16 protein-coding genes and 1 pseudogene are annotated in these 19921 nt (G+C 55.3%); 4 read left to right on the top strand and 13 right to left on the bottom strand.

Translation table 11 applies throughout. The features are described 5' to 3' along the window. Nucleotides 1-29 precede the first annotated feature (29 nt). The 8 genes and pseudogenes from FPL19_RS10555 to FPL19_RS10520 all read right to left on the bottom strand — a co-directional run bounded on the left by FPL19_RS10555 (nucleotide 30) and on the right by FPL19_RS10520 (nucleotide 9379). On the bottom strand, nucleotides 30-881 hold the full coding sequence (locus FPL19_RS10555; RefSeq protein ID WP_150912535.1) for a thymidylate synthase: 852 nt from the start codon (nucleotides 879-881) through the stop codon (nucleotides 30-32). Further along, complete coding sequence (locus FPL19_RS10550; RefSeq protein ID WP_150912534.1) at nucleotides 881-1369, bottom strand: hypothetical protein; 489 nt, start codon at nucleotides 1367-1369, stop codon at nucleotides 881-883. The genes FPL19_RS10555 and FPL19_RS10550 overlap by 1 nt, the downstream gene beginning before the upstream one ends. Next, nucleotides 1366-3438, bottom strand: a complete 2073-nt coding sequence (locus FPL19_RS10545) for a site-specific integrase (RefSeq protein WP_150912533.1) — start codon at nucleotides 3436-3438, stop codon at nucleotides 1366-1368. The genes FPL19_RS10550 and FPL19_RS10545 overlap by 4 nt, the downstream gene beginning before the upstream one ends. After that, nucleotides 3435-5861: a tyrosine-type recombinase/integrase gene (locus tag FPL19_RS10540; protein ID WP_150912532.1), complete on the bottom strand. Its 2427-nt coding sequence runs from the start codon at nucleotides 5859-5861 to the stop codon at nucleotides 3435-3437. The genes FPL19_RS10545 and FPL19_RS10540 overlap by 4 nt, the downstream gene beginning before the upstream one ends. Beyond that, entirely contained in the window at nucleotides 5861-7078 is a 1218-nt protein-coding gene (locus FPL19_RS10535) for a tyrosine-type recombinase/integrase (protein WP_150912531.1), read from the bottom strand. Before FPL19_RS10535 ends, FPL19_RS10540 begins: the two co-directional genes overlap by 1 nt. 132 nt (nucleotides 7079-7210) lie before the next feature. Next, nucleotides 7211-7765 (bottom strand): annotated as a pseudogene (gene thyA / locus FPL19_RS10530) (thymidylate synthase); the annotation flags it as partial. Further along, nucleotides 7762-8550 carry a prolipoprotein diacylglyceryl transferase gene (gene lgt / locus FPL19_RS10525; RefSeq protein ID WP_150912530.1) on the bottom strand — a complete coding sequence of 263 codons (789 nt, stop codon included), beginning with the start codon at nucleotides 8548-8550 and terminating at the stop codon, nucleotides 7762-7764. The pseudogene thyA and the gene lgt, both read right to left, overlap by 4 nt. Nucleotides 8551-8584: 34 nt before the next feature. After that, a complete protein-coding gene (locus tag FPL19_RS10520; protein WP_150912529.1) occupies nucleotides 8585-9379 on the bottom strand; it encodes a sulfite exporter TauE/SafE family protein in 795 nt (264 codons plus the stop codon). Nucleotides 9380-9498: 119 nt separating this feature from the next. On the opposite strand from FPL19_RS10520, the gene FPL19_RS10515 reads away from it, so the two are divergent. The 4 genes from FPL19_RS10515 to dxs all read left to right on the top strand — a co-directional run bounded on the left by FPL19_RS10515 (nucleotide 9499) and on the right by dxs (nucleotide 13534). Next, nucleotides 9499-10284 (top strand): NRDE family protein, encoded by a 786-nt coding sequence (locus FPL19_RS10515; protein WP_150912528.1) that lies wholly within the window; start codon nucleotides 9499-9501, stop codon nucleotides 10282-10284. A 47-nt stretch (nucleotides 10285-10331) separates the two neighbouring features. Beyond that, the gene (locus FPL19_RS10510) at nucleotides 10332-10586 is read left to right on the top strand and encodes an exodeoxyribonuclease VII small subunit (protein ID WP_150912527.1); all 255 of its coding nucleotides are present in this window, start codon (nucleotides 10332-10334) and stop codon (nucleotides 10584-10586) included. Continuing rightward, nucleotides 10586-11473 carry a polyprenyl synthetase family protein gene (locus FPL19_RS10505; RefSeq protein WP_150912526.1) on the top strand — a complete coding sequence of 296 codons (888 nt, stop codon included), beginning with the start codon at nucleotides 10586-10588 and terminating at the stop codon, nucleotides 11471-11473. Before FPL19_RS10510 ends, FPL19_RS10505 begins: the two co-directional genes overlap by 1 nt. 126 nt (nucleotides 11474-11599) lie before the next feature. Continuing rightward, complete coding sequence (gene dxs / locus FPL19_RS10500) at nucleotides 11600-13534, top strand: 1-deoxy-D-xylulose-5-phosphate synthase (protein WP_150912525.1); 1935 nt, start codon at nucleotides 11600-11602, stop codon at nucleotides 13532-13534. 5 nt (nucleotides 13535-13539) lie between these two features. Here dxs and ribA read toward each other — a convergent pair whose 3' ends face one another. The 5 genes from ribA to secA form a co-directional block, all read right to left on the bottom strand. Continuing rightward, complete coding sequence (ribA, locus tag FPL19_RS10495; RefSeq protein ID WP_150914153.1) at nucleotides 13540-14154, bottom strand: GTP cyclohydrolase II; 615 nt, start codon at nucleotides 14152-14154, stop codon at nucleotides 13540-13542. A gap of 137 nt (nucleotides 14155-14291) precedes the next feature. Then, nucleotides 14292-14789, bottom strand: a complete 498-nt coding sequence (gene moaC / locus FPL19_RS10490) for a cyclic pyranopterin monophosphate synthase MoaC (protein ID WP_150912524.1) — start codon at nucleotides 14787-14789, stop codon at nucleotides 14292-14294. Nucleotides 14790-14812: 23 nt separating this feature from the next. Beyond that, nucleotides 14813-15799, bottom strand: a complete 987-nt coding sequence (locus tag FPL19_RS10485; RefSeq protein ID WP_150912523.1) for a Nudix family hydrolase — start codon at nucleotides 15797-15799, stop codon at nucleotides 14813-14815. Between the two features lie 2 nt (nucleotides 15800-15801). Continuing rightward, nucleotides 15802-17019 (bottom strand): bifunctional glutamate N-acetyltransferase/amino-acid acetyltransferase ArgJ, encoded by a 1218-nt coding sequence (gene argJ / locus FPL19_RS10480; RefSeq protein WP_150912522.1) that lies wholly within the window; start codon nucleotides 17017-17019, stop codon nucleotides 15802-15804. A gap of 121 nt (nucleotides 17020-17140) precedes the next feature. Continuing rightward, nucleotides 17141-19891 (bottom strand): preprotein translocase subunit SecA, encoded by a 2751-nt coding sequence (gene secA / locus FPL19_RS10475; protein WP_150912521.1) that lies wholly within the window; start codon nucleotides 19889-19891, stop codon nucleotides 17141-17143. Nucleotides 19892-19921: the final 30 nt, after the last annotated feature.

Below are 19921 nucleotides of genomic sequence, written 5' to 3'. Positions count from 1 at the left end.
AACACGCTCAGAGGGCCTCCAAAAGGGGCTCAGACGGAGAACGGGTATTTGATTGGGTCATGGTGCTGGTAACCGGTTACTTCAAAATCATCCACTGTCACCCACGTTTCGATGTCTTCGAGCGTCTTAATGTCTGGGTTGATGTTGAATTGTGGCGATGGGTAAGGTTCACGCTTTAGCTGCACATCGCGCATAAGCTCCAGCTGATCTTCATAGATATGCGCATTCACGATCTTGTGAAATGCCTTGCCAGGTTTGTGTCCGGTAATTTGGGCAATTAGCGCCAGAAGACAGAACACTTGTACCTGATTGAAGTTCAGCCCCAGGGGCACATCGCACGACCGCTGGGAGCTCGTCAGGTACAAAGTGTCTCCGAGCAGAGAGAAGTTGTGAGTGTGCATACACGGGCGCAAGCAACCGAGATGGAATTCGCCCGGGTTGTAGAACGTAACGATCTCCCCCCGATCATCAATGCCACTGGATAAGTCATCCACGACTTTCCGAAGCTGATCTATGGTTTTGCCTTCTGGAGTCATCCAACTCCGCCCCTGGACACCGTAGACGCGGCCCATATCATCCTCGCCTTTGCGGGCCGGATTCTTCAACCAAGCTTCGTTTTGGTTAGCGTTAGCGTTCCATGTATTACAGCCAATAGCTCGAAACTGAGCAGCATTATCATAACCTCTCAGATAACCAAGTAGCTCGGCGATGGCCCCCTTCCAGAAGCTCTTTCGAGTCGTAATCAATGGGAACTGGTTGCCACCGACGTTATATTCCATATCCGCGTTTATGACTGTTAGGCAGCGCTTGCCGGTGCGCTCATTCTCAACCCATACACCTTCATCAATGATTCGTTGGCATAAATCTAGGTACTGTCTCATTAGTCTTTCACCGTATTTAGTAAGTCACGTAATCGCTCATATTCAGCTCTCAACTCACCTAAGTCTTGCTTCAAGGCTTCGACTTCGCGCTTGTACTTATCCCTGGATTTGGCGAGGTACTTCACGCTTTCATTGGCGCCTTCATACAGCTTCATGACTTCATTGTGTTTTTTGAACCAATACATGATCTCTAACTGTGCTTTCTGAAGCTTGTCGGTGAGCACCTCCACCGGTTTGGGCTGGCTAGCATCAGCGTTTTTCTTTTGTTCTGCTTCAGTTTTTCTCTGCCTTTTAATTTCCTGAAGCCTCTCTTCTGGCCAACCTCGGTTTCTAATCGTATTTCTGTGAACGCCCGCAAGACTAGCCAATTTGGTCTTCGTAGCGCTGATATTGGCGTCAGAAGCAATTTTCAGGAGCGCCTCATTGATGCGCTCAGTGACATCATCGAAGTCTTGCTCGTTCTTTTCATCGAATGCTTGCTCGGTCATTTCAGCGCCCCTAGTGACCCTAAAACCATTCGCGCTTCGTTCACACCTTCCAGCGCTTGCTCATAATTCGGGCCGTCCTCTCCTTGATCAACGACCTTCAAATTCTCGGTATAAACTTCCCGCCATTTGGGAATATGGGCCTCGGTTACGACCGCGTTTTTGCAGCGCACGGGATTGCATCTGAGGCCACCGATACAGGGCAAGCTCTCATCGAAATCCTCGGCTTTGCCCCCGTAGCACATCCCGGTCCCGACGTTCGTTATCGCCATTCCCTGCTCAGCCATTGCTTCGAAAATCTCCTCTTTCGAATAGCCCGCAGCTTGATAACCTTGAAAGATCTTAATCATCCTCTCTGAGTGCTCATCCGCATTTGTCCCAGCGTATGCTGCATCCGGGTCATAGCTCGCCTTGACCGCATCAATTTCGGCTTTGTGTCGGAGACTTTTCCGCTTATCAGTTGAACTGCTGATTTTTTCTCCGATGTCGCCATAGCCAAGCGTCACCTCAGAAAATCCTTTATTCGACGCAACGCTGAACGCTCCTACCAGATTCCCAAAATGTTTCAGCTGGTGACTGATGAATGGCAGCCCCAAATCCGCTCTGAACAGCTGATAGGCAAGTGTGTGTCGCAGTACATAGGGGTACAAAGATTCAGATTCATACTCCTCGGGAACAATCTGTTTAAAATACTCGTGAAGGATGTGCTTAATGCCCTTTTGCGAAAGATGGGAGGGCTCTTGACCGAAAGCTACGGTCTCCGCTTTCGAGAAGAGGAAGGGGTTTGCTCTTGTGCGTGAAACAATTCGAGCTGCATTCAATGCATCAACCATCGCTGGAATGCAAACCCATTTATCGTCAAAGAGTGCTCGCTCGGAACCCTGGTGCTTTCGAACTGATGAGACGATGCACGGAACGCCAAAGGAGTCTTGCAGGGGCGTATCCAAGCGCACTTCAATAAGCTCCGACGGTCGCATGCCAGTGTACTGACCGACCATATAAGTCGCCGCTTTGTGTACCAGATTTAGGTACTGATTAAGCTCACTAAGCGTATCAATATTCGCGCTACGGTCAGCAAAATGCTCTCTTAGGGCAGTTTCATAGGAATGCGCCTTATGGTTGTTAGTGAGCAAATTCGACGGATCGATGTGTTGCAGTGCGACGTCAAACGGATACTTTTTCTTGAACAGTCTTAGCGCAGCGTAGGTGTCGATCGTGGCCCAATCAACGTCTAGGAGCTTCACCGAACCTAACTCAAATGGGAAATTGCGCATTAGATCTGTCGACTTTTGATCAGTAACCTCGACATCCAGTTTTTTGAGAAAATCAGCAATGATGTATCCGGAGATTGCGGACGCTTTTTCACAAACCAGGTCAGACAAAACTTTCTCGCGACCGTCCTTTACCGCTTCTGTTACAACGGCTTTCGTCTGACGCAATTTTGGGAATGAACAGTGCTCAGCAAACAGCAGCTCATGAACTCGCTTTGATTGGAAAATAGCGAACACTCTCTCAATTACCCGAGCCGTCTTGGTGGATGTTTTGAATCCCTCAGAGAACTCAACAAAATGAGACCTTTTCACAGCTTCGAGTGACTGAAAGTTATCGCCCACAACATCGCTAGAAAACTCATGATTCATCCGTGAAAACACATGATTCATATAGGAAAGCCAAGACCTGAACAGCGGTACGACAGTCTGCACGGCCATTGGCCTGTGCTTCCGATCACCTCCGGCAATCTCAGATCGAGGGAGTAACATCGCCATGAGCACTGTTAGCTTAACTTGAAAGATTATCGGCTTAGGGATGCATTGATAGTTGTCAAAAGCAACCGTGAATCGTGTTGATGCCAGGGTCTTCGCTGCTTTTTCCCTGGCTTCTGGGAAATACCAAGTTTGGTCTTCAAATCGGGACGCACTTGAAACCTCCAAGTTCATAATTTCGCGAATGGCGCTCACCGCTGCCGCATCAGCTTTACGCTTGTCTAGCTGATCCTCCAAATGCAATGCGATAAGCGCTGTCGATAATTGTTTGTAGCTCTTGATGCTGTCCCAAACTGCCTGCACCTTCATACTGCAACCCCGTCAATCTTCACAGCTGAATCAATGTATCGAGCGAGTAGCTCTGCCTCTTCAAGTTCACTTTTGGCAAACTCAGACTCGTCACCGAGAATTGACTCAAGAATATCGATATTTTCTCGAATCACAGTGCCATAGGGAGTAGTAGCAACCTTTCCATGCTGCCACGCCGTCTGATAATCCCTACGGAGTGCAAAAAGATCGGGTAGGTGAGCGCGAGTGATAATCACGTTCGGGCAGCTAAGGCACTTATTGAAATTCGAGCAGGCACCGCCGTCATAGCTCTTTGAATTCTTGATGAAGTCAGGTGGGTTGAAAATATTCGCGCATCCACCAAGGGGTGTTTTGAAAATAATTTCACCGCGGTACTTTTCTGCGCTTGGAACACTCTGTGGCTCTTTCGGCACCCAAGCATTGTCATAGATGGTTTGGAGCTTCTCTTGAATCTGCACTCGCGCTTGTTTGTTGAAATCCATTCGATCTAGGTAGGTGAGCGTCGTGGTAATGGAGCCATGCCCTAACATAAGCTGAATTTCTCGTATGGATACTCCAGCTTCAATCATTTCGCTGACGATGGAAGACCTAAAGCGTGTACCCACCAAGGTGATAACTTCACCGGTCTCGACATCGATCAAATCATCACCATACCTGCGTTCAAAGTGTTCTCTGATCTTCTCGTAGCCGCTTTCATAGAGGCGCTTTACCTGCCCATATCCTTTTGGCGGCTTTCCGGCTGCGATAAATAGTAGGTTCTTGAATTCGTGATTAGCCGGTAGCCGAGAGCGCAGGTTTTCAGTAAGCGCAATTACCTTGTTAACGATGTCAGCAACCTCCGCAGCTTGTGATTTGGAGAGCCAAGTGATTTCGGAGTTGAAAATATCAAGGTGTAGATCTTTTGCTCCCGTACTCCTGGCTTTCCAGTAGCGAATGCAAGGCTTTAAAGTTGCGGAATGCTGAGGCTCAAATGCATCTACATCGAGATCCAGCGCGGACATCGGATTCATTCCCGTCACTTGCAGAAGCCGCATATAAAAGGGGAACAACTCTTCGCGATAGACATCTCTCGGAACACCCCAAGCTTCATAGAGGTCTTCCAGGGAAGCATGGGATTCCGGGTTACGATTCCGGTAATTGTTGACCGCTCTATAGAATAGTGTATCCGGAGAGGAACCCCTGAGACTTGATAGGTCCTTAAACGTGATCCGCTGCGACCCCAGTCGTTGATCAAAATACCAATGCAAGTTTTGCTCAGTACACAGGTCACCGTTGATTTTTGCGCCGGTTGCAGTTTCTTTTACGAAAGTGCGGCCAGCTGTAGTCTTCACATAAGGCGTTGTATGACGATCCCAGACCCGTTGGATCTCCGTGTTAAGAACCCCTGCGACAATGTCACGATGTGTTTTCGGGTACGGTTTATAACTATCAGTCGTTCTCCCTCGCGTATCGAATCCAGCTGCTTTGATATAACTGAAGTCTCTCGCATCCTGGAGCTCAGAAAACCGATCTAAAGATATCTGCAAACATGACAACATTGTCGTTGCCCAACTGGGCGAGAGTTGCCCTGTTGCTACGTAATCTTCGAGGTAGGTTCGAAACTTAAGCGAAACATACTCATTGAGTATTTCATTGACTGGCTCAACCCCAAGCAAACCTTGCGCACAAAAAAATCGCTTAAGGGTTTGATATGTGGCGCTAAAGTTGTTGATCGAGGAAGCTTCAGATACGGTTCGAGCTCCCAATGCACACAAATAATAGCCAACGTCGAAAGGCTCTTTGCAGAGCGCTTCGAATTCGGCGACAGATGATACCTTCGAACTATCTCTGGCCTTTTTGAACTTCTCCACTGAGGTTTCGGTAGGCTCACCCCTTTCTCGCTCGACAACAGGGATGTAATCAGTAGAGTCGTAGATACCCTCGTCTTTAAAAAGCTCCATGACTCGAACCGAAAAGACATCCTTGAAGTAAGCACTCGCATCCTTCGACCTGCCGGACGCGATTGAGGTGCTAAGTTCACACTCCGGAAACGCATGGACGAGTCGCTTGACTTGAATTGAGTTTCCGAAAACCTGAATCCTTTTAAGCAATGCCGGATCAGCTTCAAGTCGTTGTAGCAGAAGTTTTAAACCGTTAATCAGGTTCAAATCGTTCGCTGAGATGCCCGAGACTAAAAGTCCTTCCAACCGCATCAACTCAGTAATTTTCTCTAATTCATCCTTGCAGTCGCTCCGAAGAATATTTCGACCGCTGCCCGGCAACCCAAGCAATTTCAGAAACTTCTCTACACTGACAATTGGCGCATCCGTGTATTTGTCAGTCAGTTTCACGCTGTAGAGCATCTCGCGATTTCGAGAGGCTTCGTTGAGCCATTGCCGAACCTTTTCCAGATAATCAGCGCGCTTCCTTTTTTGCCTTGGCATTATTTTTTGTCTCCTAACTTTATCCGGAGCTTGGTTCTCTCAACGACCTCGGCCATCTTTTCAATTTTCGACCTCATCCCCCCGGAGCTTGAGTCTGCAATTGAGTCATAGATATCAAGAGGAATACTTGTGTAGCGCTCGGAAGTCGATATGAACGCGTGGCCGAGAGTTTTTTGGACATTAACTAGGCGTTCAAGAAAATCGCTCCCCAAATTAGGGTCTTGCAGCATGAGGTACGCTGATCCGTGTCTAAAAAGGTGCGCGTGAACCTTTTTAGAAATAAGTTTCTTTTTGAGCGCTGACTTCGAACGCCGCTCAATCATCTTGCTTAGTGAACTCTCGTTGTATGCACTGCCTTCAGAATTCAGGAAGGCAGGACAATCATTTCGGTCTTGGAATTTCGCTTGATAGCGCCTGTAAAGTGGTGAAGCATGATACGACGCAACTCGTTTCAGTGTCGGCGCCGTGATGATTGTGAATCGCTCCTTGATCGAATTGCCCCGCCCTTTTGAACCTCGTATGAGAATAGGCGCGTAGCCGGGATGGACCGGCGCTTCAATTTTTTTCGAAGACACAAACTCCGAGTTACTAAATTTGATGGCCTCTTGAATGTCACGGTAAGTGATTCGCTGGACTTCACTTATTCTGACGCCAGAGTCATACATAAACTGTAGGAGAAGACGTTCTCGCTCGTATCGCGACTCGTTCATGAGAGCCACAAGATCACTTAGGCTTGCACTGACGACTTGTTTCAAGTGGGGTTTAGCGCTTAAGAACTTAGCAGGAAATGGGCTTTCTTCGAGAATGGGATCTCTATATTCGTTCTTGCTAAAAAAGTCATAAAAAGAACGAAGGCAGCCCTCTCGGTTTCTGATTGTTGATCGATCAACACTCGCGACTTCTTGCTGGCTGATGATCCAGTCTTCAAGGACAGTTAAATTAACCCGCAGAAGCATCTCATCAGCAGTCAAACCGACGTTCTCAGGTCTGCGGCTCAGAAACTCAATGAAATACGAAATGTTTCGTGCGTATGTTTCAGCTGAGGTGTAGGCAATGGCTTGTAGGTCTGTGAGAGTGGTCAACCACTCCGAGGCGTACTGAACAACCCTCCCTTCATCATCAAAAACCAGAGCACCGGAGACTTCTCGCGCTCCAATTTCCAAATTGTCGATTTGGCTTCCAGTTAAAAGTGCTTTTTCAACAACACGTATTTCCACGAAGTATCTCCTTTATAAGAGACACTATAGAAACGCATTGTGCAAAATTCAACTGTCGCAAATAAAATAGATTAAATTAACTAAATTTTACGCAGCCATCACGTACTGTGCATTTTTCTCGGTTTCCGATAAAAGGAACAGGTCCGCACTGCGCTGGTAGAGCTGACAGGAGAGCTTGCCGTCAGCAACGTAAAACTGGAACAGGCAGTGGCACGGGGCCAGGGCCATGCGGCCTGCGCGGACGTTGTCCTGGGGACCGATGGATTCGTCCGGCAGTTCGGCCGGGTTCCAGGCGGAGACGATCAGGCGGCGGGAATTGGGCTTGGTGCGGATCTGTTCGATCACTTCACTGATCTGGTCCACCACACTGCCGTCAGGGCATTGCCAACTGCGCCACTGCTTACCGTAGATCGGGCCGAGGTCGCCGTTTTCCAGGGCCCACTCGTTCCAGATGGACACCTTGCGATCTTTCAGCCAGTTGTTGTCGGTGGAGCCGCGCAGGAACCAGAGCAGTTCGTAGATGATGCTGCGCAGGTGGACTTTCTTGGTGGTGACCAGCGGGAAGCCTTCCTGCAGGTTGAATCTTAGCTGGCGGCCGAAAACAGACCGCGTGCCCACGCCCGTGCGGTCGCCTTTGTTGAAGCCGTTGTCGACTACGTCCTGCATCAGATCCAGATAGGCCTTCATTCCGCGTTTCTCCGATAAGCGATGAACATCAGGGCAGCGCCCGCGAGAATCATTGGGAAGGATAGTACCTGTCCCATGGTCAGCCAGTCGAAGGCAAGGTAACCCAGCTGAGGATCCGGTTGACGAACGAATTCCACCAGAAAACGGAAGATACCGTACGCCAGCAGGAACAGGCCAGACACCGCCATTCGTGGCCGCGGTTTTGACGAGAACCACCAGAGAATCACGAACAGCACAACGCCTTCCAGCGCAAACTGGTACAGCTGAGAGGGGTGGCGCGCCAGCGAATCCGGTGCGGTGCGGAACACCATTCCCCAGGCCACATCCGTCGGCTTGCCCCAGAGTTCGCCGTTGATGAAGTTGCCAATCCGGCCCGCGCCCAGGCCAATCGGCACAAGCGGTGCGACGAAGTCGGCAAGTTGCCAGAAGCCGCGGTCGATTTTACGCCCATACCACCACATGGCAAAGATCACGCCCAACAGGCCGCCGTGGAATGCCATGCCACCTTCCCACACCCGAAAAAGCCAGAGCGGGTCTGCCAGGAACGCGTCGAAATTGTAGAAAACAACGTAGCCGAAACGTCCGCCAAGAATGACACCCAGCGCCAGGTAAAACAGCAGATCGTCCATCTGGGCGGGCGTGATTGGTGAGCCCGGTTTGCGGGCGCGGAGTCGGCCCAGCCACCAGCCCACCGCAAAACCCACCAGATAGGTCAGCCCGTACCAGTGGATTTTCAGTGGCCCCAGGGAGATGGCGACCGGGTCAATCTGCGGGTGCTGCAACATCGGTAACTCCAGGCTCAAGTATTGAAATCGTAGGTCAGATCAGAAACCGGATTCCCACCAGAATGAGGAACACGGCAAATATCTTTTTAAGCACACGGGCATCCAGCCGGTGAGCCAGGTTGGCGCCAACGCTGGCAAACAGGACGCTAGCAAGCACAATGCCCGCGAACGCTGGCAGGTAGACAAATCCCGCGCTCAGCGACGGCAGTTCAGGATGATTCCATCCGGTCGCCATATTAGCCAGCGCACCGGCAAACGCGATGGGAAACCCGCAGGCGGCGGAGGTGCCAACCGCGGCCTGCATCCGCACATTGCACCAGCTCAGGAACGGCACGGTCAGCGTGCCGCCACCAATGCCAAACAAAGCCGAAGCCCAGCCAATGCCTGCACCGGCCGCGCCCAACCCAGGCCGGCCGGGGACGTCGCGCCCGGGTTTCGGGTTGACATCCAGAAACATCTTAACGGCCATGAGAATCACGAAAATGCCGATAATCAGCTGCAGCGAGGCACCGGAAAGCATTGAGGCAGTCACGGCACCCAGCATAGCGCCGAGCACAATCCCCACGGCCATGGCCCGGACAATCTCCCAGTTTACGGCCTTGTGCTGATGGTGGGACCGGATCGAACTGATAGACGTGAACACAATCGTCGCCAATGACGTACCAACCGCCAGATGCGCCGCAATATCCGCGCTGAAATCCATCAGGTCGAAACTGAAAATCAGAACCGGCACAATCACCAGACCACCGCCGATGCCAAACAGGCCTGCCAGGGTACCGGCAACGGCGCCCAGAACGAGGTAAAGGGCAATCAGGAGTAGTAGCGTCATCGTTCAGGCCATACGCACCGGAAAACAGAGGCTGGTATGATACACACCGTCGACCTTTTGTTCACTTGCCTGTTGGCGCAGCGCCACTCACCGTCCCCGGAACAGGAAACCTGATAGCCATGTGCCTGATCGTATTTTCCATAGGCCAGCACCGACACTTTCCGCTGGTTGTTGCCGCTAACCGCGATGAGTTTTTCCAGCGGCCCACAGCGCCGATGGAATGGTGGCAAAGCGACCTGGCGGAAGACGAGGTACTGGCCGGGCGGGATCTGCTCTCCGGGGGCACCTGGCTGGCCGTCAATCGGGCGGGCATGGTATCCGCCGTGACCAACGTCCGTGAACCGGGTGCTGCCACCGGGGCAAGGTCCCGGGGAGAACTCCCGCTGCTGGCCCAGAAACACGACGCAGATGTTCTGACCGGCCTCCTGCTGCCCGAAGGCAACCGGTACTCCGGGTTCAATCTGGTCCAGGTTGATCCCCGAAGAGGATGGTACTTCAGCAACCGCGACACTCATCCCGGGCGCCAGATTCACCGGGGCATCTTCGGGCTCAGCAATCATCTTCTGCAGACACCCTGGCCGAAACTGCTCAGACTGCGCACTGCCGTGAGTGACCTGCTGCGGGACACGCCGGCGGAGCGGACAGACCAGCTGCATGACGCCCTGATCCGTCAACTTCAGGACACCACTCCCGCACCCGATCCGCAGCTACCCGACACCGGCGTTGGTATTGAGACCGAGCGCTTTCTGTCCTCTCCCTTCATCCGGGGCGAGGATTATGGCACCCGCGCCACAACCATTGTCAGCATCAGCCATCGGGGCGAGATAGTAGTCACCGAACAAAGCTATGGCCCCAACGCGCAAAAATTGGAAGACAGGCAGTTCCGCTGGCAGCGCGCCACCTGAAGCTTTGATATAATCCGCGCAAATCCGCGAACAACCGGAGGCCCCGCATGGCCGCTGAAAAAAGCACTGCGTCCATCACCGACTTCGAGAAGTCACTGGATGAACTTGAAAAGCTGGTCAACGACCTGGAACGGGGCGAACTGTCGCTGGAACAGTCGCTCACCGCGTTTGAGCGAGGCGTGAAGCTGACCAGGGAATGCCAGCAGGCCCTCAAAACGGCCGAACAGAGGGTCGAACAGCTGGTTCAGAACAGCGACGGAACCATGGAGACCAGGCCCTTTTCGCCTGACGATTCTGCCTGATGGTTCCGATTACCGGCTTTCTTGAACAGTGCCGCCGCGAGGTCGACTCCACCCTGGCCGATCGTCTGATGGCCCCCGAGTCGGGTTCTGCAAGGCTTCTGGATGCCATGAGATACAGCGTAATCGGTGGCGGCAAACGTGTGCGCCCGGCCCTGTGCATGGCCTCGGCCATGGCTGTCGGGCAGAGCACTGACGCTGCGTTACTGCCGGCTTGTGCTGTCGAGCTGATCCACGCGTATTCGCTGATTCACGATGACCTCCCCGCCATGGACGACGACGAACTGCGCCGGGGCCGGGCCACGACTCATATCGCCTTTGACGAGGCCACCGCCATCCTGGCGGGGGACGCGCTGCAATCGCTGGCTTTCGACTGGTTGGCGGATGCGCCGGCACTGGATGCCCCCACCCGTCTTGCGATGGTGCAGGAGCTCGCCAGAGCCAGCGGGCATCTGGGAATGGTCGGCGGCCAGGCGATTGATCTGGAATCCGTGGGCAAGCGGCCTTCCATCGAGCAGTTGGAATCCATGCACCGGCACAAAACCGGCGCACTGATTGTTGCAGCCGTAAGAATCGGTGCATTGACCGCTCGCGATGCGGAACCCGAACAGATCGCCGCCCTTACGGACTATGCCCGCACCCTGGGCCTGGCTTTTCAGGTGCAGGACGACCTGCTGGACATTGAGGGTGATACCACGGTTATTGGCAAACCCCAGGGATCCGACCAGGCCAGGGGCAAACCCACCTACCCGTCACTAATGGGCGTGGACGCGGCGCGGCACTATCTGGCCGAGTTACTTGCAACTGCACTGTCCAGCCTCCACGCTTTTGGAAGTGAGGCCGATACCCTCAGAGCCATGGCAGATTACGTAGTCGCCCGCACCCATTGATACCCCGCCGGGCACGCATGCACACTGAGGATGACGGATGATTTAAGGTCGCTAAAATGAAATCCGGTGCGACCATCCCGTATAATGAACAGAATATTCTGAAATAGCCGACAAAGACCCAATTAGATGCACGAGCCCTATACCTTCAAGGAAATCCCGTCCCAACGGCCCAACACGCCGCTGCTGGACCGGATTGACACTCCGGCCCAGCTTCGTGAGCTGCCTGCGGAACAGCTGACCCAGCTGGCCCGGGAGTTGCGCGCGTTTCTGCTCTGGTCCGTGGGACAGACCGGGGGGCATTTTGGCGCCGGACTCGGCGTCCTGGAGCTGACGGTCGCGCTGCACTACGTGTTCAACACACCGGAAGACCGGCTGGTCTGGGATGTCGGCCATCAAGCCTATCCCCACAAGATTCTGACCGGGCGGCGCAACCGGATGGGCAGCGTTCGCCGCAAGGATGGACTGGCAGGCTTTCCCAAACGGTCCGAGAGCGAGTACGACACCTTCGGCGTGGGCCATTCCAGCACATCCATCAGTGCCGCACTGGGTATGGCAGTCGCGTCACGCCTGCAGAAGGCCGGCCGCAAGAGCATTGCCGTCATCGGCGATGGCGCCATGACCGCTGGCATGGCCTTTGAAGCCCTGAACCATGCCGGACACCTGCACGCCGACATGCTGGTGATCCTGAACGACAACGACATGTCGATTTCCCGTAACGTGGGCGGGCTGAACAATTACTTTGCCAAGCTGCTGGCCAGCCGCACCTATAACCAGGTGCGCGACAGCAGCAAGCGGGTACTGCAGGGCACACCGAACCTGATGGCACTGGCGAAGAAAACCGAAGAACACTTCAAGGGCATGATCTCCCCCGGCACGCTGTTCGAGGAACTGGGCTTCAACTATATCGGCCCCATTGACGGCCACGACCTGCCGTTGCTGCTGGAAACCCTGGAGAACATCCGCGAACTCGACGGCCCCCAGTTCCTGCATGTGGTCACCACCAAGGGCAAAGGCTTTGCCCCGGCAGAAGCCGACCCGATCGGCTATCACGCCATCAACAAGATTGAGCCGGTGCCGCCGTCAAAACCTGAGCCGGTCAAGCCGAAACCATCGAAGCCCAAGTACGCCAACGTCTTCGGCCAGTGGCTCTGTGACGCTGCCGAAGCAGACGAGCGGGTGGTAGGCATCACCCCTGCCATGTGTGAAGGTTCGGACCTGCTGGCGTTCTCCCAACGCTTTCCGGAACGCTACTTCGATGTGGCCATTGCCGAACAGCATTCAGTGACTCTGGCCGCCGGGCTGGCCTGCGACGGCGCCAAGCCGGTTGTCGCGATTTACTCAACGTTTCTGCAACGGGCCTACGACCAGTTGATCCACGATGTGGCCATCCAGAACCTGGATGTCCTGTTTGCCATCGACCGGGCAGGGTTGGTAGGCGAGGACGGACCCACCCACGCCGGCGCCTTCGATATCAGCTATCTGCGCTGCGTCCCCAATTTGGTGGTGATGACACCCTCTGACGAAAACGAAACCCGGCAGTTGCTACACACCGGCATGCTGTATGAGGGACCGGCATCCGTTCGCTATCCCCGTGGAACCGGGCCGGGAGCCGAAATCGAAGCGGAACTGGCCGCCTTGCCCATTGGCAAGGGCCGCCGGGTAAGAGAAGGCTCAGGCATTGCCATACTGAATTTCGGTACCCTGCTCACCCCCGCACTTGAAGTGGCGGAGGCGCTCGGCGCTACCGTGGCTGACATGCGTTTCGTCAAACCTCTGGACGAGGAACTGGTGCTTGCCCTGGCAGAGGAACACGATCTGCTGGTCACACTGGAAGAGAACGCAATCGCCGGCGGCGCCGGCAGTGCGGTCACCGAATTCCTGAACAGGCAGAATCTACTTCAGCCGGTATTGCAGTTGGGCCTTCCGGACACCTTTGTCGACCATGGCAAACACGGTCAGCTGTTGTCCGAGGTAGGCCTGGATGCGGAAGGCATTCACCAGTCGATCAAGAGCCGGTGGGATCTCACCCGCCGGACAGACCTGCTGGCGGCGGTCAAGTAACCCGCTCAGACCGCCGGATCGTCGTCCTGATGAGTCTCGAACCAGTGGCCAAGCTTGGCCTGTTTGGTGTTGAGATAGTGTTCGTTGTGCGGATTGCGACCCACGTGCAGCGGCACTCTTTCTGAGATCTCGATGCCGAGCGCCGTCAGGGCGTCCACTTTGCGGGGGTTGTTGGTCATCAGTTTCAGGCTGCGAATATTCAGGTGCCCCAGCATATCCCGGCACATGCTGTAATCCCTTAGATCGGCGGCAAATCCCAGACGTTCATTGGCCTCGACCGTATCCGCCCCCTGATCCTGCAGATTGTAGGCGCGGATCTTGTTCAGCAGGCCAATGCCGCGGCCTTCCTGACGCAGATACATCAGAATACCCCGACCTTCCCTGGCAATGCTTCTCAGGGCTTCTTCGAGCTGGTAGCCGCAGTCACACCGCATGCTATAAAGCGCATCGCCGGTCAGGCACTCGGAGTGAGTCCGGGCCAGCATTGGCTCGGGGCTGTCCAGATCGCCCAGAGTCAGGGCAATGTGCTCTTTGCCGGTATCGGGCTCTTCAAAGCCGTGCATATCAAACACGCCAAAGGGTGTCGGTAATCGACAGGTCTGGACGTAACGAACAGCCACAGTGTTTCCTCGTGGTTCGGTCAAACGGGCCGCGCATTCTATCACGGAGCCATCTTCCTGGCGTAGTCTCTGCATCGGCCTCTCCTGTTGAGTGGGGTTATATAACCCGCAATAAGTTATGGAGAGGATTACGATGGTCAATCAGAAGCAGACCAGTGCCCGCTGCGTCCACCCTTCTTCTCGAGCAGCCGGACACCGTCAATGATCATGCCCCGGTCAACCGCCTTGCACATGTCGTAGAGAGTCAGGGCCGCCACGCTGACGGCTGTCAATGCTTCCATCTCGACACCGGTCTGCCCGGACAGCTTACATCGTGAAACAATTGTCACGGAGCGGCCATCTTCGCCAGGCGTTAGTTCCACCTTGACCGACGAAAGATTGAGCGAGTGACACAGCGGTATCAGGTCATGGGTTTTCTTCGCAGCCATAATGCCTGCAATCCGGGCAACTGCCAGCACATCACCCTTGGGGTGCTCGCCCTCGATGATCATTGACAGAGTCTGCGGTGCCATTCTGATCACACCCTCGGCCCGCGCCTCGCGCTCGGTCATGGACTTGGCGCCCACATCCACCATACGCGCCTCGCCTTTCTCGTCCAGGTGCGTCAATTTGCTGTTATCGCTATTTTTGCTCATAGGCCGTTGCCGTCTTTCAGAAGTTATTGACCGGCCACCGGGCCGGGCCACCAATAGCTGATGCCCGCAATGCCCTGGGCACCGCAGGCTGTCATTTCGTTCAGGTCGGATTTATCGAGCCCGCCCAGACCATAAACCACAACCGGTGCACCGGCGACCAGGTCGCGAAATTCTTCAGGCGCCATGGGTACTGTCCCGGGATGCGAAGCCGTGGGCTTCACCGGCCCCAGTGTCACAAAGTCCGCCCCGATTGCGACCGCATGTTGTATTTCCCCGGCGTTGTGACAGGAAACCGCCAGCAGGTAGCCGCGATCGATTGGACGGCTTGAATGCAGCCGGGCTTCCCGCCAGGGCAGGTGAACGCCCGCCGCCTCCGGAAAAGCGTCAAGAAGCGCCGGGCTGCCATGGAGCATCCATTGAACGCCCCGATTCCACTCGGCCGCTCTGAGCGCCTGCGTGACCAGTTCCCGATACCGTGCCTGCTCCAGCTCGGGAGCACGCAGCAGGCACAATTGCTGGCCACTGGCCGGAATCGCGTGTTTCAGCTTTTGCAGGTAATCCGCGGACCCCGAGCCGTCGCCGGTGATGGCATAACAGCGGGGGAGTCGCAGGGCGCGGATAATGGGCCGGTTTGCTGCCGGAAAGTTCTCGTCCGCCAACTCCATCGGATCGCGCCATTCCACCGCCTGCCCCTCTTTGCCTTCGGGTTCGCCCTCGGAGTCGGTCGCTTCCCAGACATCGAGAAACACACATTTATCACCATAGTCATGGCGAATACCAATCAGCGATGTCAGATCGGCCGGCGCAATCGTCAGGCCGGTCTCTTCATGAATCTCCCGCACCAGCGCCTGCTGAACCGTTTCGTCCGGCTCCACCTTACCGCCGGGAAACTCAAGCAGACCGCCCTGGTGAACATGGTCCGGGCGGCGGGCAATCAACACCCGCCCGTGCCGACGAATCACGCCAACGGCCACATGGATAACCGGCACAGCGGCCCCAGCATCCGACATGGTTAGGTACGGTATTCCGCGTTAATGGTGACGTAGTCGTGGGAGAAATCGCAGGTCCAGACACGCTCAGACACTTCACCGCGCTTGAGGTCGATGTGGATGGTTATCTCCTCCTGGCTCATGATGGCCTTGCCCCGCTCTTCACTATAATCGTCTGCGCGCCCGCCCTGGCGAACCAGACAGACGTCGCCGAGGTATATTTCCAGCGCCTGCAGATCCAGATCGGCAACCCCCGCGCGGCCCACGGCTGCCAGAATACGGCCCCAGTTGGGATCCGACGCAAAAAGCGCCGTCTTCACCAGGGGTGAATGGGCCACGGTATAGGCCACATCCAGCGCTTCCTGAACGGACGCAGCACGGCTGACTTCTATGGTGACAAACTTGGTGGCGCCCTCACCATCCCGAACAATGGCATGGGCCAGCTCAAGATAGACCTCTTTCAACGCGGTTTTCAGCTTGTCAGCAAACGGGCTTTCAGCGGTGATTTCCGGGCCGCCATACTGCCCTGTCGCCATCAGCATGCAAGAGTCGTTGGTCGAGGTATCGCCATCAATGGTAATGCGATTGAAGGACTGCTCCCCCAGCTCCGAAGACCATTGCGACAGCAGCTCCGGCGCCAGTGCTGCGTCGGTGGCAATAAAGCCCAGCATGGTGGCCATATTGGGACGGATCATGCCGGCGCCTTTGCTGATGCCGGAAATGGTGACCTGATGATCACCCAGTTGCACCTGGCGCGAGGATCCCTTGGGGCGCGTGTCGGTAGTCATGATTCCCGACGCCGCTGCGTCCCACTGGTCTTCTCCCACATTGGCCAGAAGCTCCGGCAGGGCATCAATGATTTTCCCGGCGGGCAGTGGTTCGCCGATAACACCTGTGGAGAATGGCAGTATGGCTTCCGTAGCCATGCCGGTGTTTTCTGCCAGCGCCGTACAACAGGCCATGGCGTCAGTCATGCCGCGAGCACCGGTGCCTGCATTGGCATTACCAGTGTTGATTAGCAGATAGCGTGGCTCGCCGGCCTTCAGGTGGCGACGTGCAATGTGCACGGGGGCGGCGCAGAACTGGTTTTTGGTAAAAATGCCCGCAACACGGCTTCCGGCGGCCAGCTCAAAGATCACCAGATCCTTTCTACCGGGCTTTTTGATGCCTGCGCTGGCAACACCTGTTTTTACTCCCTTGACCGGAAAAAACCGGGGTAGAGTTCCGAGGCCCACAGCCATGCTCGCGCTCCTTGTTAATCAACGTCGTGATAAATCTTTATAAATGAAAAACCCGCATCCTGATCTGGATCAGATGCGGGCCATTGATGCGCTGTGTCACTCTCGGGGCATTCGCCTCAGGTCAGCTGACCTTGCCGTGACACTGCTTGTACTTCTTGCCGGACCCGCAGGGACAGGGCTCGTTTCGACCCACCTTGCGGCCTTCCCGCACAAACGTATCCGGCGTGCCCTGGGGCTGCCCTGAAGCGCCCTGGTCACCTTCACCACTCGCTGCTGCCGTGGCACTGGTTTCATCGTGCCGCAGCTTGGCCTGGGCCAGCTCTCGCTCAAGCTCTTCCTTACGGCGCCGCTCTACCTCTTCCATCTCTTCCCGGCTCTGGACTCTGACCCGGGAGATTACCCGGATCACGTCCCGCTTCATGGTGTCGAGCATGGTTTCAAACAGGTTGAACGCCTCGCGCTTGTATTCCTGCTTGGGGTTCTTCTGAGCGTATCCCCGCAGGTGAATGCCGCGGCGAAGATGGTCCATGTTGGACAGATGTTCTTTCCACAGGGTATCCAGCACCTGAAGGAAGACCTGCTTCTCGAACTTGCGCATGGGTTCGGAGCCAGCGAGCTCTTCCTTGGCCTCATAGTCCGCCACTACGGCGTCAAGAATACGCTGACGCAGGCTTTCCTCGTAGAGTTTGGAATCTTCTTCCAGCCACTGCTGGATGGGCAGATCGATGGCCAGTTCCGACTGAAGCTGATTCTCCAGACCCGGAACATCCCACTGTTCGGCCATACTCTGGGGCGGAATGAATTCCGAGACCAGTTGATCAACCACATCCTCCCGGATAGTTTTTACCATGTCCGAAATGTCTTCGGAGGCCATCACTTCATTGCGCTGATCGTAAATCACCGAGCGCTGGTCATTGGCCACATCGTCGTACTCGAGCAGGGTCTTCCGCATGTCAAAGTTGCGGCCCTCCACCTTGCGCTGGGACTTCTCAATGGCATTGGTCACCATCCGGTGCTCAATGGCCTCGCCCTTCTTCATACCCATCGCCTGCATCAGGCTCTTGACCCGATCCGGTGCGAAGATCCGCATCAGGTTGTCTTCCAGTGACAGGAAGAACCGTGATGAACCGGGGTCGCCCTGACGACCGGCACGGCCACGCAGCTGGTTATCGATTCGCCGGGATTCATGACGCTCGGTACCGATGATGTGCAGACCACCGGCCTCCAGCACCTGATTGTGACGCTCGGTCCATTCGGCCTTGATTCGAGCAATCTCTTCCTCGGACGGATTGTCCATTTCCGCCACTTCGAATTCCCAGTTGCCACCGAGCACAATATCGGTACCACGGCCCGCCATGTTGGTGGCGATGGTAACGGCGCCGGGACGACCGGCCTGGGCAATGATGTGGGCTTCGCTTTCGTGCTGCTTGGCGTTGAGAATCTTGTGCTCAATGCGGGCCTTTTTCAGCAGCATCGACAGTAGCTCGGAGGCCTCGATGGATGCGGTACCCACCAGAATCGGGCGGCCTTCCGCAATGACATCCTTGATCTCGTCAATAATGGCGTGGAATTTCTCTTCCTGCGTCAGATAGATCAGGTCGTTGTAATCGACCCGCTGGATCGGCTTGTTGGGCGGAATCACCACAACGTCCAGACCGTAGATCTGGCGGAACTCGAAGGCTTCCGTGTCGGCGGTGCCGGTCATGCCAGCGAGCTTGTCATAAAGACGGAAATAGTTCTGGAAGGTGGTGGACGCCAGAGTCTGGCTCTCGGCCTGGATACGCACACCTTCTTTTGCCTCGATCGCCTGATGCAGGCCCTCGCTCCAGCGGCGGCCCGGCATGGTACGGCCGGTATGTTCATCAACAATCACCACCTGGTCGCCCTGGACGATGTAGTCAACATCCTTCTGGAACAGGTGATGGGCGCGCAGGGCAGAGTGTACGTGGTGCAGAAGGCTGAGGTTCGCCGCTGAATACAGGCTCTCATCCTCGCGCAGCAGCTCCATGCTGCGCAGCAGCTCCTCAACATGCTCGTGACCGGCCTCGGTCAGCTCGGCCTGACGGGACTTTTCATCAATGGTGAAATCACCGTCCGGCTCGCCCTCATTTTCCTCGCTGACTTCACCTTTCTTCAGCTTGGGGACCAGCTCATTGATGGCCCGGTACAGCTTGGAACTGTCCTCGGCGGCGCCGGAAATAATCAGTGGCGTACGCGCCTCGTCAATCAGGATGGAGTCCACTTCGTCAACGATGGCGAAGTGCAGGCTGCGCTGCACCTTGTCTTCGGTGCTGAAGGCCATGTTATCGCGCAGGTAGTCAAAGCCGAACTCATTGTTGGTGCCGTAGATGATATCGGCCTGGTAGGCGGCGCGCTTTTCATCATGGGGCTGGCCGGAGGCAACCACACCCACCTGCAGGCCCAGAAAACGGTAAAGCTTGCCCATCCACTCCGCGTCACGGCGAGCCAGGTAATCGTTCACCGTTACCAGGTGAACGCCTTTACCGGTCAGCGCATTGAGGTAAACCGCCAGGGTTGCCACCAGGGTTTTACCCTCACCGGTTTTCATCTCGGCGATGTGGCCCTCGTGGAGGGTAATACCGCCGACCATCTGGACGTCATAGTGGCGCATACCCATGACCCGTCGGCTGCCCTCTCTGGCGGTGGCAAAAGCTTCCGGAAGCAGCTGGTCCAGGGTCTCGCCTTCCTCGTATCGGCGGCGAAACTCGGCGGTCTTGCCTTGCAGCTCGGTGTCTGACAGGTTGCCATATTGCTCTTCAAGTTCGTTGATGCGCGAGACCGTCTTGCGCATACGCTTGATTTCTCTGGCGTTCTTACTGCCAAACATCTTAGTTGCAAGCTTCGTGAACATAGACCACTGCTTCTTTGATTAATCGGAGGA

It is taken from the genome of Marinobacter halotolerans, assembly GCF_008795985.1.
GTDB classification, from domain to species: domain Bacteria; phylum Pseudomonadota; class Gammaproteobacteria; order Pseudomonadales; family Oleiphilaceae; genus Marinobacter; species Marinobacter halotolerans.
The sequence above is the reverse complement of the archived record's forward strand: the minus strand, read 5'-3'. Positions and strand labels throughout refer to the sequence as shown.

Coding starts and splice junctions, on each gene's coding strand:
- FPL19_RS10520 (WP_150912529.1), bottom strand. CDS start 9,379: ATGACGCTACTACTCCTGATTGCCCTTTACCTCGTTCTGGGCGCCGTT.
- FPL19_RS10550 (WP_150912534.1), bottom strand. CDS start 1,369: ATGACCGAGCAAGCATTCGATGAAAAGAACGAGCAAGACTTCGATGAT.
- dxs (WP_150912525.1), top strand. CDS start 11,600: ATGCACGAGCCCTATACCTTCAAGGAAATCCCGTCCCAACGGCCCAAC.
- FPL19_RS10545 (WP_150912533.1), bottom strand. CDS start 3,438: ATGAAGGTGCAGGCAGTTTGGGACAGCATCAAGAGCTACAAACAATTA.
- FPL19_RS10515 (WP_150912528.1), top strand. CDS start 9,499: ATGTGCCTGATCGTATTTTCCATAGGCCAGCACCGACACTTTCCGCTG.
- FPL19_RS10540 (WP_150912532.1), bottom strand. CDS start 5,861: ATGCCAAGGCAAAAAAGGAAGCGCGCTGATTATCTGGAAAAGGTTCGG.
- moaC (WP_150912524.1), bottom strand. CDS start 14,789: ATGAGCAAAAATAGCGATAACAGCAAATTGACGCACCTGGACGAGAAA.
- FPL19_RS10485 (WP_150912523.1), bottom strand. CDS start 15,799: ATGTCGGATGCTGGGGCCGCTGTGCCGGTTATCCATGTGGCCGTTGGC.
- FPL19_RS10505 (WP_150912526.1), top strand. CDS start 10,586: ATGGTTCCGATTACCGGCTTTCTTGAACAGTGCCGCCGCGAGGTCGAC.
- FPL19_RS10555 (WP_150912535.1), bottom strand. CDS start 881: ATGAGACAGTACCTAGATTTATGCCAACGAATCATTGATGAAGGTGTA.
- lgt (WP_150912530.1), bottom strand. CDS start 8,550: ATGTTGCAGCACCCGCAGATTGACCCGGTCGCCATCTCCCTGGGGCCA.
- argJ (WP_150912522.1), bottom strand. CDS start 17,019: ATGGCTGTGGGCCTCGGAACTCTACCCCGGTTTTTTCCGGTCAAGGGA.
- secA (WP_150912521.1), bottom strand. CDS start 19,891: ATGTTCACGAAGCTTGCAACTAAGATGTTTGGCAGTAAGAACGCCAGA.
- FPL19_RS10510 (WP_150912527.1), top strand. CDS start 10,332: ATGGCCGCTGAAAAAAGCACTGCGTCCATCACCGACTTCGAGAAGTCA.